At 35.2% G+C, this 14631-nt stretch carries 15 protein-coding genes; 3 read left to right on the top strand and 12 right to left on the bottom strand.

The genetic code is table 11. From position 1 onward, the window contains the following. The first annotated feature begins 58 nt into the window (after positions 1-58). Positions 59-328, top strand: a complete 270-nt coding sequence (locus tag ACPF9A_RS03705) for a hypothetical protein (protein ID WP_424001774.1) — start codon at positions 59-61, stop codon at positions 326-328. Between the two features lie 79 nt (positions 329-407). Here ACPF9A_RS03705 and ACPF9A_RS03700 read toward each other — a convergent pair whose 3' ends face one another. The 8 genes from ACPF9A_RS03700 to ACPF9A_RS03665 form a co-directional block, all read right to left on the bottom strand. Beyond that, positions 408-1103 carry a DUF4369 domain-containing protein gene (locus ACPF9A_RS03700; protein WP_424001772.1) on the bottom strand — a complete coding sequence of 232 codons (696 nt, stop codon included), beginning with the start codon at positions 1101-1103 and terminating at the stop codon, positions 408-410. 81 nt (positions 1104-1184) lie between these two features. After that, positions 1185-2459 (bottom strand): DUF819 domain-containing protein, encoded by a 1275-nt coding sequence (locus ACPF9A_RS03695; RefSeq protein ID WP_424001770.1) that lies wholly within the window; start codon positions 2457-2459, stop codon positions 1185-1187. 33 nt (positions 2460-2492) lie between these two features. Next, complete coding sequence (locus ACPF9A_RS03690) at positions 2493-3296, bottom strand: Cof-type HAD-IIB family hydrolase (protein WP_424001768.1); 804 nt, start codon at positions 3294-3296, stop codon at positions 2493-2495. 1 nt (position 3297) lies between these two features. Then, entirely contained in the window at positions 3298-5496 is a 2199-nt protein-coding gene (locus ACPF9A_RS03685) for a DUF5916 domain-containing protein (protein WP_424001766.1), read from the bottom strand. Positions 5497-5558: 62 nt separating this feature from the next. Then, positions 5559-5726 carry an Arc family DNA-binding protein gene (locus tag ACPF9A_RS03680; RefSeq protein WP_133688961.1) on the bottom strand — a complete coding sequence of 56 codons (168 nt, stop codon included), beginning with the start codon at positions 5724-5726 and terminating at the stop codon, positions 5559-5561. Beyond that, the gene (locus ACPF9A_RS03675) at positions 5719-6225 is read right to left on the bottom strand and encodes a hypothetical protein (protein WP_424001764.1); all 507 of its coding nucleotides are present in this window, start codon (positions 6223-6225) and stop codon (positions 5719-5721) included. The genes ACPF9A_RS03680 and ACPF9A_RS03675 overlap by 8 nt, the downstream gene beginning before the upstream one ends. Position 6226: 1 nt before the next feature. Then, entirely contained in the window at positions 6227-7078 is an 852-nt protein-coding gene (locus tag ACPF9A_RS03670) for an SPFH domain-containing protein (RefSeq protein WP_424001762.1), read from the bottom strand. An 86-nt stretch (positions 7079-7164) separates the two neighbouring features. Then, positions 7165-9423, bottom strand: coding sequence for a transglycosylase domain-containing protein (locus ACPF9A_RS03665; RefSeq protein WP_424001760.1), 2259 nt, complete (start codon positions 9421-9423; stop codon positions 7165-7167). Positions 9424-9511: 88 nt separating this feature from the next. Here ACPF9A_RS03665 and ACPF9A_RS03660 point away from each other — a divergent pair, with 88 nt between their 5' ends. Beyond that, positions 9512-10285 (top strand): S1/P1 nuclease, encoded by a 774-nt coding sequence (locus tag ACPF9A_RS03660; RefSeq protein ID WP_424001758.1) that lies wholly within the window; start codon positions 9512-9514, stop codon positions 10283-10285. Here the strand turns inward: ACPF9A_RS03660 and ACPF9A_RS03655 are convergent, their stop codons facing one another. Together ACPF9A_RS03655 and ACPF9A_RS03650 are read right to left on the bottom strand one after the other, a co-directional pair. Further along, the gene (locus ACPF9A_RS03655; RefSeq protein WP_424001756.1) at positions 10286-10564 is read right to left on the bottom strand and encodes a TIGR03643 family protein; all 279 of its coding nucleotides are present in this window, start codon (positions 10562-10564) and stop codon (positions 10286-10288) included. 158 nt (positions 10565-10722) lie between these two features. Next, complete coding sequence (locus tag ACPF9A_RS03650) at positions 10723-11595, bottom strand: AraC family transcriptional regulator (protein ID WP_424001754.1); 873 nt, start codon at positions 11593-11595, stop codon at positions 10723-10725. Between the two features lie 214 nt (positions 11596-11809). Between ACPF9A_RS03650 and ACPF9A_RS03645 the strand changes: the two genes are divergently transcribed. Continuing rightward, positions 11810-12394 carry a hypothetical protein gene (locus tag ACPF9A_RS03645; protein ID WP_424001752.1) on the top strand — a complete coding sequence of 195 codons (585 nt, stop codon included), beginning with the start codon at positions 11810-11812 and terminating at the stop codon, positions 12392-12394. 52 nt (positions 12395-12446) lie between these two features. Here ACPF9A_RS03645 and ACPF9A_RS03640 read toward each other — a convergent pair whose 3' ends face one another. Then, entirely contained in the window at positions 12447-12806 is a 360-nt protein-coding gene (locus ACPF9A_RS03640) for a DoxX family protein (RefSeq protein WP_424001750.1), read from the bottom strand. An 18-nt stretch (positions 12807-12824) separates the two neighbouring features. Continuing rightward, the gene (locus ACPF9A_RS03635) at positions 12825-14618 is read right to left on the bottom strand and encodes a DUF885 domain-containing protein (protein WP_424001748.1); all 1794 of its coding nucleotides are present in this window, start codon (positions 14616-14618) and stop codon (positions 12825-12827) included. Between the last annotated feature and the right edge of the window lie 13 nt (positions 14619-14631).

The raw sequence follows: 14631 nt of genomic DNA, 5'->3' as shown, positions 1-14631 counted from the left end.
GCCTAATTAACCATACGGAAGTTCAAAAATTGTACTTTTGCAAAAAATATAATTAGAGATGGCAAGTATTAAAAATTTAAAGAAAGATATTAATAATGTTCTTGGTGACATTATCGAAGGTGTTTATATAGTTGAAGCTGCTAATGGAACTACGCATTCAAAAGAAGGTACCGCTATTATTGATGAGGCAATTTCATCTTTTGATGAATTAGTTGCTAAAGTCAACAAAAACGATGTTGAGAACAAGAAAGCACATTTTAAAGATGTAAGAAAAGATTTGGAAACAAAAGCAACTAAATTGGTTGAAGACCTTAATAACTTAGTGTAGTTTACCTCTTCCTTAAAATAAAAAAGCACCCTAAAATATTAGGATGCTTTTTTATTTATAAGAAATTGGTTTGTTCTATTTAATTCTTTTTCAAAAGTGAAGCCAATTCTTTACCATATTTCGATTCAGCAACCTCTGGTGAAAGTACACTATATATAGAATCTAAATATTTGTTGTTGGCATCAGGTATTTCTTTTAAAGCAATGTAAGGCGCTATAAACGACGATTTGTTGTTCAGTGCGAAGTTTATGGCGAATGCATAACCTCTTTGCGTATTTCTATTACTAATGTTCTCTAATGAATCGATGCTTATTTGACTAAGTTCATTCTCTGGCTGGGCGGCCTTCATCATTATCTCAATGTTTCTTTTGTTAATGGCAGACATGGTTTGTCTATATTCTTCTAACTTTTCTTGAGTTTCAGAACCTGTGATTTTTGCAGTGGTGTCGAAAGTATTCCAATCTGTATTGATAGTAATGATACCTGGTTCAGCAAAAAAAGTTATACGGTCGTTAATAGTATTATTATCTTTTTTATCAAGATATAGATAGAATACCTCAGGACTCATTAATTCCGTTTTAAAAGAAAAATTTCCATCCCCGTTAATAGCAACGGAATCAACAGTAATTAAAACGGAGTCTGGTACATGCTGTAAATAAAGCGTTCCTTTCTTAAGACCTTTAATTTTACCGTTCACAGTCATGGTCTCCTCTGGGTTATCGCCGCATGAACCTAATGCTAGTAATGCAGTAACAACAAATAATAATTTCTTCATTCTATTTATTTAGGGCGCAAATATCTATAAAATTTAATAATAAAGAACGCCAACCTTAATTTTGTTATTAAATATGAATCGTTATAACGAAGATGCAACCTCCATTAAATAGGCACAGAGCAATGCACCACCGGTACCCACTACATAACCTAAAACAGCCAATAGTACACCAACAGAAGTTAATGATGGGTGAAACTCAGCAGCGACCACAGGTGCGGAAGCGGCACCGCCAACATTCGCCTGGCTACCTACTGCTAAAAAGAAATAGGGAGCTCTTATGAGTTTGGCAACCAAAATCATTAATCCGGCATGAATGGCAATCCAAATAAAACCAATAGCAATCAATCCTGGGTTTTCGAGTACTTTTCCTAAGTCCATTTTCATACCAATTGTAGCTACCAATATATAAATAAACACGCCACCAATTTTACTGGCACCCGCACCTTCATAATTTTTAGCTTTGGTAAATGACAGCGCTATTCCTAGACAGGTAGCAATAACCACCATCCAAAAGAAAGCAGATCCTAAGAACGAAAGAAAACTTTTTTTATCGCTAATAGCATCAAAATTACTTTCCAAATAAGTACTGGTATGGTCTCCGAAAAAATGTGCTAATCCAACCGCGGTAAAGGCTAATGACAACATAATCATATAATCGTTTAAGGTGGGCACACGAGTAATTTTATCGGTAAACTCTGTCACCTTTAATTTCAAGGTTTCAATAGCAGAAGTATCCGCTTTTAGCCATTTGTCAATCTGTTTGGTTTTACCAACACCTAAAAGAACGATAGCCATCCATACATTTGCAACTACAATATCAATTAATACCATACCACCATATTTTTCTGGATTGTACTGAAAAATTTCTAGCATAGCAGCTTGGTTGGCACCACCACCGATCCAACTACCTGCAATTGTGGATAAACCCCTCCAAATAGCATCAAAATCATTACCACCAACGGTATCCGGGGAAAATATAGAGACAATAAGAATAGCAATTGGTCCGCCAATAATGATACCTACGCTACCAGTTAAAAACATAATAATAGCTTTAGATCCTAAATTGGAGATTGCTTTTATGTCTATACTTAAAGTCATCAAAACAAGTGCTGCAGGTAGTAAATACCTACTTGCCATAAAATATAAATTTGAAATCTCATCAGAGACAATACCCGTACTGGTCAATATCGCTGGTAACAGATAGCACATAAGTACCGCTGGAACTACGGAGTAAAACTTACTCCAGAATCCTGTTTTTAAACTTGATGTATAAAAGATGAAACCAAGGCAAAGAGCCAATAGCCCGAAGACAACAGTATCGTTGGTAATTAAAGGTTGTGTAATAAGATCTGGCATAAATTATTGGTGAGTTGCGAATTTCAAATATAGTTAATTAACCAAGTTATTGGCTATATAATGGGCTACTCCGTCTGCAGTATTCTCTAATGTGATATAATTAGAAATCGCTTTTACTTCGTCTCTCGCATTGGCAACGGCAACGCCAAAACCAACCTTTTCAAGCATTTCAATATCATTATAATTATCGCCAAATGCGATAATATCTTCTAAAGATTCATGATCTCCCATGAGTAATTTTATCGCCGAAAGTTTAGATACCGATTTTGGAGCAATTTCAATAAGTGTATCATTAGACCGATAAAGATTAAGAGCTTCTCCGAGTTTTTCTTGTAGAATAGGCATCAATATATCGGCACTGGTTTTAGTACACATCAACATGATTTTGTGAGCACCGATGTTACGTTCCTTCCAATTTTGCAATGTCTGCTTGGTGTTTTGAAATACAGGAGTAGATTTGGTGTATTTAATTTCTTTTTCTACACGTAGAGAAGTTTTAGGTACAAACCATTCATTACTATAGTATAATCCTAAGTCAGCTTCTAAGTCCGCACACAGCTCGTAAATCGTCTTTAAAATATCAATAGGGATAAATACCGAATTAAGTTCTTTGTTTCCGGATAGAATCAACGCCCCATTATAGCAAATGATGGGTTGGTCTGTAATACCTAAGTCTTCTTGTATATACCACATGGCACCGGGCATTCTAGCAGAAACAAGTATGATTTTAGTCTTACTTTTTATTTTACCAATTTGTTCGATTGCATTTTTAGAAACATCACTTTTAGTAGAAAGTAAGGTGCCGTCTAAATCTGAACACAGAATTTTATACTTCATTTTAAATATTTAACCAGTAGGTGAGCTTTAAATTTATAGAACGATATTTAGGTTCGAATGAGTTGACAAAGTAATTATCGTTGTAAACAATAAATAAATCTGATAAAGGAGCAAATCGCCATTGAAGTCTTGAGTTGAAACCTAAATTATCTCTTTGATTACTATATTGTACCAGCGTTGACCAAAAAATAGATTTACTAAAGGTAACGTCAATTTTAGGACTAATAAGCCAAATATCAGTACTAGAATAGGGTTCTGGTAGCGATATCTTATCATAGTTCATTGCAAGAGATAAAAATATTTTTGGCTGAAATCTTAAAGACATTTCTGCACTAAGAGAGAACCTGTCCCCATTATAAAAGCTACCTATGGTAGGTTCAACAGAATAGGCAAATCTTTTTCTACTATCTGATTGATATTCTAATGAAACAAAATTATAATGGTAGCCTACTTCATTTGGTAATGGTATGGCATCATCTAAATTAGTAGGGTCAAACTCGTCAAACAGATAGGTGTATGAATGTGTGTAGGAAACATTGATTTCAGATTGGTCGTTAAATTTCGATTCCCAGGCTCCATTTAAATCATAATCTGTATGAAGAAAATCATTCTCGGGGCTCCAGGTCATAACAGGGAAAAACTGAAAACTATGACTTTGAAGGGCGCTATCTTCTGGCCAGAATACCCGCTCGATCATAGTTGCCGTTTTGAAAATATCAGTTCTACGAATAAAGCCTAGATCTGACCTAAAATCTTCGCCTATATAAACCATATCTTCAAAAAAGTTCCAGTTTCTAGAATTATACTGCATGAATGCACCCGACGAAAGATTTGCTTTCCCGGCATTGTGGGCAAAAGATTTATGTAAATAGAATTTACCGTTCCATACATTATTGTCTGAAATAAGGTTGTAGTCTATCCCTGCGACTCTGTTATAGCGGTCATCGGGATCTTGAAATTCATAATCTTCAAAAGTTTGTCTATTGATAAAGAACATGCCAATGTTAGAACGCCCGAATACATTTTGTTGCAGCGCTAACATGGTGTTATTGTTAGACGCGATATTTTGGTCTAGATCCTCTTCGGTCTGTAGGTTTAAAAAGCCTAATCTAAGCCCTTGAGTTACTTTGCCACTTAAACGAACACCACCAATAATTTTATTTTCGATGCTATTGTCGGCAGTGTCTTTTGCAATACCTATTCGTCTAGAGAAAAACGGATTAGCATCTCTACCACCCCCAAAACTGCCGAATAGATCACTATTATCTATAAAAAATTGCCTTTTCTCGGGTAGCGAAACTTCAAAACGGGTTAAGTTGGTTACCTGGTCATCAACCTCTACTTGAGAGAAATCTGGGTTTATAGTAACATCCAAATTCATACTATTACCAATGGCGATTTTGGCATCGCCACCGACATTAAATTTGGTGTTGCCCTCGTTTAGTTCAAAGTCTTTTTGGGATCCTAGATTTACATAGGGTATTATAGCTAGGGGAGTACGATATTTACCTAAAGGTTTCTCAAAAATCATATCGCCCATAAAGGTGAGTCCGTATATATTCTGATTTTGTGGAATATTCATCCACGTACTATTTTCGTTAGATTGGGTATCAAATCTATAGCTATTGAAACGCCATTTGGTTTCACCTTCTTTAAATTTAAATGCAGTTAGTGGTATAACCATTTCAGATGTATAGTATCCGTCATAAATTTTAGAATCTCCGCGCCACTTTACATCCCATGAAATGGTAAAACCGTTTAGATTAAGTCCGCCACCAGAAACTAGACCTTCACGTCGAACGCCATAAGGGTTGATACCAAAGAGAAATGCATTGTTACCATCATTAAATGTGTCGAAAAGTAAGGTGATATTATCACTGTTACCAGCTCTAAAATCTCGTTTTAAAGATTGAATGGAATAATCGTTACCAGCAGTATATATGGTAATGCCTACATAGAGGTTGTCATTATCATATAGCATTTTTATTTCGGTTTGTTTTTTCGATTGAACCGTGTCTAATGGGAAGTATTGCCAAAATTGATCTGCCTGTTCAGCAGTTTCCCAGCTAGGTTCATCTAGAATTCCGTCAGGCGTAATTTTATCATTAGTTTCTTTTACAACAAATGATTTTTCTGAGGTTTGTGCATGTAATGAATAGCAGAAAAATATAAGTACGAGGGTACTTAAATATTTGGTCATTTTGGTTTGAGTTTGTTAGATGACCAAATTTAAGATTTTGTTTTGTTAAATAAATGCCAAACTCAATTAGGTTTATTTGATTTGGGTTCTCTTTTGGCCTCTTTTAATGCTTTCATTAAGATCCACTCAATTTGCCCGTTGGTACTACGAAACTCGTCTGCAGCCCATTTTTCAATAGCTTGCAGCATTTCTTCGTTAACACGTAGTGCAAAAGGTTTTTTCTTACTCATTTTTAATTTTGAAATACCGTTCTATTACCATTTTTGCATCATTTTCTTTTTGAGTGCCAATTAGTAATTTATTACCGTTTTTTAATACAAGTTGTATGCCTTTGTTACCTTTTACATTCAGAGCTTTATTCTTTCCTGATAGACCGCGGTAACCCCATCCACCATATTCTCGAATGGGACTGTATTTACGTACAAAGCATTTTTCAATTTCATGCCACCTAATTATTTTTTTTGAAAAATTTATAGGTATAAATTGATAATGTATACCGATTTCATCGATAGTAGTTTTTAAATTAAAAACATATATCAGCGGTATTACAAGGGCAATTACTAATATAAATATCGTTTGACCTACTCGGTCATCTGCCGCTACATTACCTACGGCATCCTTCAACACCAACCAGGTATAACAACTATATAACATCAAAAATAGCAAAGCTATGTTTATCAGTAGAAGCCACCATTGTGTAAAACGCTGAGTTTCGTTGAAGATTCTCATATTAATGATTTAAAGAGCCTGCATTTACAATAGGTGAAACATCCTTATCGGAACATAGAACGACCATTAGGTTACTTACCATGGCAGATTTTCTTTCATCATCTAGATTTACCAGATTCTTTTTACTCAATTCTTCTAAAGCCATTTCAACCATACTAACGGCACCTTCTACTATTTTATGTCTCGCAGCGACTATGGCTGTAGCTTGTTGTCTTTTCAACATGGCGTTTGCTATCTCTTGCGCATAAGCCAAATAACCTATACGCGCTTCTAACACTTCTAGACCTGCCATAGAAAGGCGTTCTTGCAACTCTTGCTCTAATGCCTCGCTTACCTCGTTTACACTAGACCTTAAGGTAATATCTTCGTCAAGCCCTTCATCGGCAAAATTATCATAAGGGTACATACTCGCTAGTTTACGCACGGCAGCATCGGTCTGTACACGCACAAAATTTTGATAATCATCAACATCGAAAGCAGCTTTGTAGGTGTTGGTTACGCGCCAAACAAGTATTGTGCTGATCATAATTGGGTTACCAAGTTTGTCATTTACCTTTAATCGCTCGCTATCAAAATTACTAGCTCGTAATGAAATTCTTTTTTTGGTGTATAGGGGATTCGCCCAGAAAAGTCCGTTCTCTTTGATCGTACCCATGTATTTACCAAATAGAAGTAAAACTCTTGAGCTATTCGGATTCACCAATACAAACCCTGCACACATAAATAATGCGGCAAAAATCATAAAGGCACCAACATAGATTCTAAGAAGTGCAATACCCCCAACTAATAGTACTAAGACTACAAAAAGCATTATGTAGCCATTCTGTGCTTTGTGAATTTTCTCTACTTTCATAATTTATGATATTAAAATGATATCATAAATATATCAAATTAAATAATACAAATTACGATCGAGCTCAAATTTGATTGAAAAATAGATTATCCATTAAACTTTTTGTTCTTCTTTTTATTCGGATTTTTAAAGAGACGCTTAAAGAATCCGTCGCGTTTTACGGGGTCACAATTCAATGCTTCTAACACGGAAGGTGAAGGTTTTTCAAAACTAGTTTTTGTGTATTTATCAAAACCTTTGTCTTTGTTCAACTCTTGCATCCATAGTCCGAATAGGGGTAGAGCGGCATTTGCACCCTGCCCAATACTGGTATTACTGAATCCGATTTCATGTTGATCAAGACCCACCCAAGTTATATGAACCAACTTTGGGGTCAAGGCAACAAACCAAGCATCTTTATTATTTTGGGTAGTACCGGTTTTACCGGCAATGTCATTTTTGAGTCCATATGTATTTCTAAGTCTAGCAGCCGTTCCAGAATTAACAGTAGATTTCATAATTTCAATCATTATCTGACTAGTTTCTTTAGAAAAAGCGGCTTTTTCGTTCAATTCGGTCTTAAATTCCACTAAAACGGAGTCTTTGTGGTTAGATATGTTTTTGATTAAAATCGGTTGAATATGCTTTCCATTATTGGCATAACTGGTATAAGCTTGAGCCAAATCGATAATTTTAATTTCTCCGGTACCTAAAGCTATAGAAGCTTCATTGGGTAACTTATCTTCAATACCCATGCTTTTTGCCATGTCTAAAACATTTCCAATACCGGCTTGCTCCAATACTTTAACAGCGATGGTGTTAATGGAATTACTCAAACCTTCTTCCATAGAATAGTTGAGGTATGCTTCATCTTTATTACCAGAATTTGAAGGAGACCAACCTTTTAGATTGTCATATTCAATTTCTTCGGCAGAAAAATAAGTACAAGGTGAAACACCTTGTTCAACAGCAGTGGTGTATACAATAGGTTTAAATGTAGAACCAACTTGGCGCTTACTTTGCGAAATATGGTCATATTTATATTGTTTAAAATTAATACCGCCTACCCAAACTAGAATATCTCCATTTGTAGGGTCTACAGCCAGAGAACCGGTGTTCAAGAATTTGGTATAATGCTGAATACTATCCATAGTACTGGCACTAATTTCTTTATCGCCGTCCCAAGAATTGAATATTCTCGGCTGCTTGTCATTAGATAAACTATCGACAATTTGCTCTTGAGACAAGCCCGATTTCTGTAACCTTTTATACGTTGATGTTCGCTTAGCTATTTTTTCCATCAACTTTTTATCTTTTAACCAAGGCGCGTTAGAACCATAACTTTTTTCGAAACTATTTTGCAGATCGGCCATGTGTACTGTCATTACCTCTTCAGCCAATTTTTGCATTTTATAGTTTAGGGTCGTATAAATTTTTAATCCCGAAGTATAGATATTGTAATCGGTATCATCATTTTGTTCGGCGATCCAACGTAGCATTTCTTTACGAACCTCTTCCCTGAAATAAGGTGCTATTCCTGCATTATAATCAAACTCTCTATAATCTAGTTGAAGCTTTTCTTGAGAAAATTGCGTCACCTGTTCCTCTGAAATAAAGTTGTTATTGTACATGGCACGTAATACCAAATTACGCCGGCCTAGACTTTTTTCAGGGAATATTCTTGGGTTGTAGCCGTAAGTAGCTTTTAGCATGCCTACAAGGGTTGATGCTTGTGTGGCATTGAGATCTTTAGTCTGAGTATTGAAGAATTTTAAAGCAGCACTCTCAATCCCAAAGGTGTTATCACCAAAAGAAACGGTGTTTAGGTAATTGGTAAGTATTTCGTCTTTTGTGAAAATGTTCTCTAACCTTTTGGCAATGATCATTTCTTTCACCTTATCAACAATGATATTAGTTTTATTGCGCTCTTTTCTAGGATAGAGATTTTTGGCTAACTGTTGCGTTAGGGTGCTACCACCACCAGAAGAGTTATCGCCCAAAAGCACCGTTTTAAAACCTACTCGAATTAAACTTCTAAGATCAACACCATCGTGGTCATAAAATCGTTCATCTTCTATAGAAATTAAGGCTTGTTTTAATACCTCAGGAAAATCGATGTAAGCAACGGGCTGTCTGTCATACAAATAATACTTGCCGATAAGTACACTATCTGCAGTGTAGACTTCAGATGCCATTTGATATTGAAAGTTCGAGAGTTCTTTTTTAGAGGGTATGCTACCCCATAAGCCTAAATTTACACTTCCTATAAAAAGTAAAAATAACCCAAAAAGCCCAAGAATACCTAAGCCTATAATTTTTAGGATACTCCGTTTTCGTTTTATTAATTTTCTCGTCTTCTTCTTCATTTGTGCAAGTTCAGATATAAATTTAATCTTACCAAGTTTTAACAATACCTTAAAATTTGTTGTACTATTTTTGGATAAAATTTTAGTGATGAAGAATTGTATTATTTTATTGTTTTTGGTAACGAATTTCACCTTTGCAAATGATATGTATTGGTCAAAAACTGGTCATAGAGTGGTTGGTGAGGTTGCCGAGCAGCATTTAAGCAAAAAGGCAAAACGTGCTATTACCGAGTTATTAGAGGGTGAAAGTTTAGCTGCGGTAGCAAATTTTGGCGATGAAATAAAATCGGATAAAGCGTATCGCAAGTTCAGTGCTTGGCATTATGTGAATATACCTTTTGGTAAGACTTATGCAGAAATCGAGAAGAATGAATATGGAGATTTGGTACAAGGGGTAAATACATGTATTGAAATCATAAAAGACGAAAATAGTAGTAAAGAGGACAAAGCCTTTTATTTAAAATTTTTGGTTCATTTAATTGGCGATTTACATCAACCTATGCATGTAGGTAGAGAAGAAGATAAAGGCGGTAACGATATACAATTACAATGGTTTGGTAGTGGTACCAATTTACATAGGGTGTGGGATTCTAATATGATCGATGATAACGGAATGAGTTTTACGGAACTTTCAACCGAATATCCAGAAATGTCGAAACAACAAATCAGTTTTCTACAGAGCGGAAGTTTACTTGATTGGGTGGAAGAATCTCATTTATTGGCAGAAAAAGTATATGCCTCGGTAGAAACTGGAGAAAAATTAAGCTACCGATACAATTATGATTGGTGGGATACTGTTGCAGACCAATTGCAAAAAGGCGGAGTTCGCCTAGCTGCAGTTTTAAACGAAACGTTTAAATAATTATCGTTTAGATATTTTATTACCACTAATACCTCGCTGTCTAGAGCATCTAAAACGGTCCGTTTCATCAGATCTTAATTTAGCATGCTTTGTAGCGCGACCTTGAACGCGTTTTCGCCACATTCTAAAACTACTTGGTTTCATTTCGCGACGCATGACTTCAATAGTCTCTTGTTCGCTGATACCAAATTGAAAAGTAATGGCTTCGAATGGCGTACGGTCTTCCCAAGCCATTTCTATAATACGGTCTAATTCTCTTTCTGTAAATTCTTTAATCATAGCGGTATAAAGGTACTACATGATTATAAATTGCAAAGAATAGTTAAGATTTTTTTATAACTCTAAAAGAATAGAGCAACTAAAAAAGCTTCTAAATGGGCAGATTAATACACCATCTAGAAGCTTTAAATTTTAGTACTATATATAAGGTATAACTTTTACACCATGACATTTTTTAGTTCATTGCGGTATTCTGACGGATTTTGACCGGTAAATGCTTTGAACGATTTATTGAAGTGAGAGAAGTTGTTGAATCCGCATTCAAAACATACTTCTGTAATACTCATTGGTTTTTCTGCCAAAAGTTTAGAAGCATGCACCAATCGATATTCGTTAACGAACTGAATATAGGTTTTATTGGTAATTTTCTTAAAGTACCTACAAAAAGAAGGTATGGTCATGCTTACCATAGAAGATATCTCTTCTAGTGTCAGTTCTTCTTTAAAGTTATTTTTGACGTGATTGAATACGATATTAATACGGTCGTTATCTTTCACATCGGTAGTGAAAGAAAATCCTTCTGCATTCAACAATCGCATATCTTCTGAATTCCCTAATTCATTCAATATATTAAGGATCGAAAGTAGCCTTTGAAAATCGGTCTGATATTCCAAAACTTCCATTTTATCTCCTATTTTTCGTTTTGTCTTCCCAGAAAAGGCAATTCCGCCACTAGCGCTATTAAATAAGCTTGCTATTTTCTTCATTTCAGGAAGATTAAAGAAATCAGGTCCTAAGAATTCCAACTTCATCTGAATTACAGTTTCGCTAGTATTACCGGTTAGGGCATCTGTAAATCCACAATGAGGTAGATTACTACCTATTAATATAAGGTCGCCGTTGGTATAGTAAGATATATGACTACCAATTTGTCTTTTACCAGATCCTCCGTTGACATACACCAGTTCAAGTTCTGGGTGGTAATGCCACAGATTATTTTTGTTCAATCTATGTTCATCAAATTTCTGATATGTAAAAGAATGTCCGAAATCTGGCTTTATGGCTTCAAATGTAGGTTTTTGCTTTACCATGGTATTTTGGGTTTATACTATAAAATTAAACATCTTGTTTTGTATGTTCTTTGCAAAATTAACTAAAATATGTTGAATCTTAACCAATGGGTAAGATTGACTATGCTAAGTGGTTAAAATAGAACATAAATAGGGAAAATATGATGTAGTGAGAGCATTATTACGGCTGTATGTTTGCAGAGTAAATTATCATTAACCCTTAAAATAATTTATTATGAAAAACCTAGTAAAATTCACAACAGTTGTTGCCTTTATGTTAGCTACAGTAGCAGGCATGGCAAGAGAGCCGAAATTGAACCTATTATCTGCAGGTAAAGCCAAGAGTGTGGTTTTGACAATGGATGCATCTATAAATGGTGTACAGGTTAAATTAATGGATTCTGATTTAAATGTTATTTATTCAGAAAAAATGACCGAGGGTCAATTTAGCAAGAAATTAAACCTTAAAGATTTGACAGATGGTATCTACTATCTATCTGCCGATGATAATATGAAAGAATATTCATTTACAATTGTTTTAGATAACAATGATGTGAAAATCGTAGCAGCTGATGAAGAGATTAAGCCTTTCTTTAGAAAGACTAATAACATGATCTTCATGAACTATTTAAACTTAGATAAATCAGATTTATCTATAAAGGTTTACGATACAGAAAGTAGAACAGTATTTACACAAGAAGTAACAGATGAAATGATTGTTGAGAAAGCATTCAATTTCACAGATGCTTATCCAGGAACTTACACGGTAACAGTGAAGTCTGCTGGTAAAACATATACTGAAGAGTTTGTTGTTAATTAAGTTGATTTAAGTTGATTTTAAAAGGGGACGGGAGCGTCCCCTTTTTTATTTTCTATACTTTCAAATACATGAAAGCCCAGTACATTAATCCAAATTGTAATGGCAACCTTAATAATAACAACCACTTCGGGAAACCTGCACTTGCCTTTTCGCCAGACAACATGTAAAAGTGTACCAATAAGAATACCACTAGCATAGCTATGATACCATAAACAGCAATGGTTCTTGTAGGCTCAAAAAGTAAACCGATACCCAAAACTATTTCTGCTAGACCACTTAGTAAAACAAGCGGCTTATGATAAGGTAAATACCTTGGCATAATTCTTAAATAGACTTTAGGTTTTATAAAATGCATAATGCCTGCAAGTATATAAACTGCAGCCATTAGATATAAATGCCAGGCATCTGTCATAGTTAAATTTTTATCTAGTTACGCCTTGGTGTTCGCGTTGATCCAATTCATAATTTGTCCTTCAAGAAGTGCTAATGGTACACAACCAAGTTCAAGCACTTTTTCGTGAAAAACTTTAATATCAAAATCGTCACCTAGATTATCTTTAGCCTTAGCGCGAAGTTCCATAATTTTCAACTGACCAATTTTGTATGATAATGCCTGACCTGGGTTGGCCATATATCTTTCAATTTCTGCAGTAATACTAGCTTCAGACTCTGCTTCATTATCTAAAGAATACTGAATCGCTTTTTCTCTCGACCATCCTTTTGAATGCAAACCGGTGTCTACGACCAAGCGAACCGCTCGGTGCATTTCAGCACCCAACATTCCGAAATACTGATATGGATTGGTATATAGACCAAGTTCTTTACCTAAAGATTCGGTATACAACGCCCAGCCTTCGCCATACGCACTATACCATAACGACTTTCTGAATTGTGGTAAATCTTCATTTTCTTGGGTAAGTGAAATTTGAAAGTGGTGACCCGGGATAGCCTCATGCAAAAATAAATCTTCATCAGAATACATGTTGTATGATGTTACATCTGGTATAGGGACATAAAAAATACCAGGTCTGGTACCGTCTAAAGAACCTGGGTTGTATTCTGCACTAGCAGATGCTTCTCTAAAAGCCTCAGTTCGTCTTACTTCGAAAGGGGTTTTAGGTTGTTTGCTGAACAGTGCATTTACCTTAGGCATCATTCTTTTATGAATTGCGTTAAAATTTTCAACTACCTGTTGAGGGTCGGTAAATGGCATCAATTCTTTTTTGTTACGTACTTCTGTGAAGAACGCCTTTAAGTCACCTTTAAATCCGACCTGTTTTTTAACAGCTTCCATTTCAGCACTAATTCTAGCCACTTCTTTTAATCCTATTTCATGGATTTCTGAAGCGGTCATATTTGTTGTAGTGTATAACTTAATCTGATAAGCATAATAGGCATCGCCATCTGGTATGCCTTGTATTCCGCTAGATTCTCTACCTGCATCTAAATATTCGGTAGCCATAAAATCATGTAGTTCTTTATATGCCGGAATTATTTTATCGGTAATGACAGCGGTATAAACTTCAGTTAATCTTTGCTTATCAGAATCAGAAAAGTCGGCAGGGAAGTTTTTAATCGGACTGTAGAATAAGTTGTCTTCAAGTTCGGTATCAACAACACTAGCCAGTTGAGGTAATACTTTTTTAATAAGAGATTTCGGCAAAACATTTTTAGACTTTATACCTGCTTGCATTTTAGTTTTAGCGGATTGTAACCAAACATCATAATCTTCTAAACGCTTGCTCCAGTTCATATAATCATCAGTCGTCTTAAAAGGTTGCGCGCTTGTGCCACCAGCTAATTGTCCCATCATTAAATTCATCGACCACATTTGATCTATCGGAGTATATTGTTCGAAAGCGAGTCCCTCTAAATTAACTTCGCATTCCCATTTTAAAATAGCTTTAGACATGAGCTCACTTTCCGATAGTTGAGCATTATCAAATTTTTCAGCTTTTTTTAAATAGCTGGTATAATAGTTTTTCAGCTCTTTATTATAATCGTCTGAAAGAAAGTTAGGTAAGGTGTCATTATAACTATTATTACCTTGAAAAGTGGCGTTTAGGGGATTCAATTTTAATCCATCTTCATAATAATGTGCCAATAGTGTGATGAAGCCAATATTGTGAATGGTGGGATTGGTCGTGACCTCGGCATTCGTTTTTAATTGAGCTTGCGTATGTAGCCCAATAGTTAGGGCAAGTAGTATGATTAATTTTTTCATTGAATTGAATATT

The organism is Maribacter sp. IgM3_T14_3 (assembly GCF_049603095.1).
Taxonomy (GTDB): domain Bacteria; phylum Bacteroidota; class Bacteroidia; order Flavobacteriales; family Flavobacteriaceae; genus Maribacter.
The sequence above is the reverse complement of the archived record's forward strand: the minus strand, read 5'-3'. Positions and strand labels throughout refer to the sequence as shown.

Excerpts from the sequence above, each read along its gene's own strand:
- ACPF9A_RS03705 (WP_424001774.1), top strand. The coding sequence starts at position 59 with ATGGCAAGTATTAAAAATTTAAAGAAAGATATTAATAATGTTCTTGGT.
- ACPF9A_RS03700 (WP_424001772.1), bottom strand. The coding sequence starts at position 1,103 with ATGAAGAAATTATTATTTGTTGTTACTGCATTACTAGCATTAGGTTCA.
- ACPF9A_RS03695 (WP_424001770.1), bottom strand. The coding sequence starts at position 2,459 with ATGCCAGATCTTATTACACAACCTTTAATTACCAACGATACTGTTGTC.
- ACPF9A_RS03690 (WP_424001768.1), bottom strand. The coding sequence starts at position 3,296 with ATGAAGTATAAAATTCTGTGTTCAGATTTAGACGGCACCTTACTTTCT.
- ACPF9A_RS03685 (WP_424001766.1), bottom strand. The coding sequence starts at position 5,496 with ATGACCAAATATTTAAGTACCCTCGTACTTATATTTTTCTGCTATTCA.
- ACPF9A_RS03680 (WP_133688961.1), bottom strand. The coding sequence starts at position 5,726 with ATGAGTAAGAAAAAACCTTTTGCACTACGTGTTAACGAAGAAATGCTG.
- ACPF9A_RS03675 (WP_424001764.1), bottom strand. The coding sequence starts at position 6,225 with ATGAGAATCTTCAACGAAACTCAGCGTTTTACACAATGGTGGCTTCTA.
- ACPF9A_RS03670 (WP_424001762.1), bottom strand. The coding sequence starts at position 7,078 with ATGAAAGTAGAGAAAATTCACAAAGCACAGAATGGCTACATAATGCTT.
- ACPF9A_RS03665 (WP_424001760.1), bottom strand. The coding sequence starts at position 9,423 with ATGAAGAAGAAGACGAGAAAATTAATAAAACGAAAACGGAGTATCCTA.
- ACPF9A_RS03660 (WP_424001758.1), top strand. The coding sequence starts at position 9,512 with ATGAAGAATTGTATTATTTTATTGTTTTTGGTAACGAATTTCACCTTT.
- ACPF9A_RS03655 (WP_424001756.1), bottom strand. The coding sequence starts at position 10,564 with ATGATTAAAGAATTTACAGAAAGAGAATTAGACCGTATTATAGAAATG.
- ACPF9A_RS03650 (WP_424001754.1), bottom strand. The coding sequence starts at position 11,595 with ATGGTAAAGCAAAAACCTACATTTGAAGCCATAAAGCCAGATTTCGGA.
- ACPF9A_RS03645 (WP_424001752.1), top strand. The coding sequence starts at position 11,810 with ATGAAAAACCTAGTAAAATTCACAACAGTTGTTGCCTTTATGTTAGCT.
- ACPF9A_RS03640 (WP_424001750.1), bottom strand. The coding sequence starts at position 12,806 with ATGACAGATGCCTGGCATTTATATCTAATGGCTGCAGTTTATATACTT.
- ACPF9A_RS03635 (WP_424001748.1), bottom strand. The coding sequence starts at position 14,618 with ATGAAAAAATTAATCATACTACTTGCCCTAACTATTGGGCTACATACG.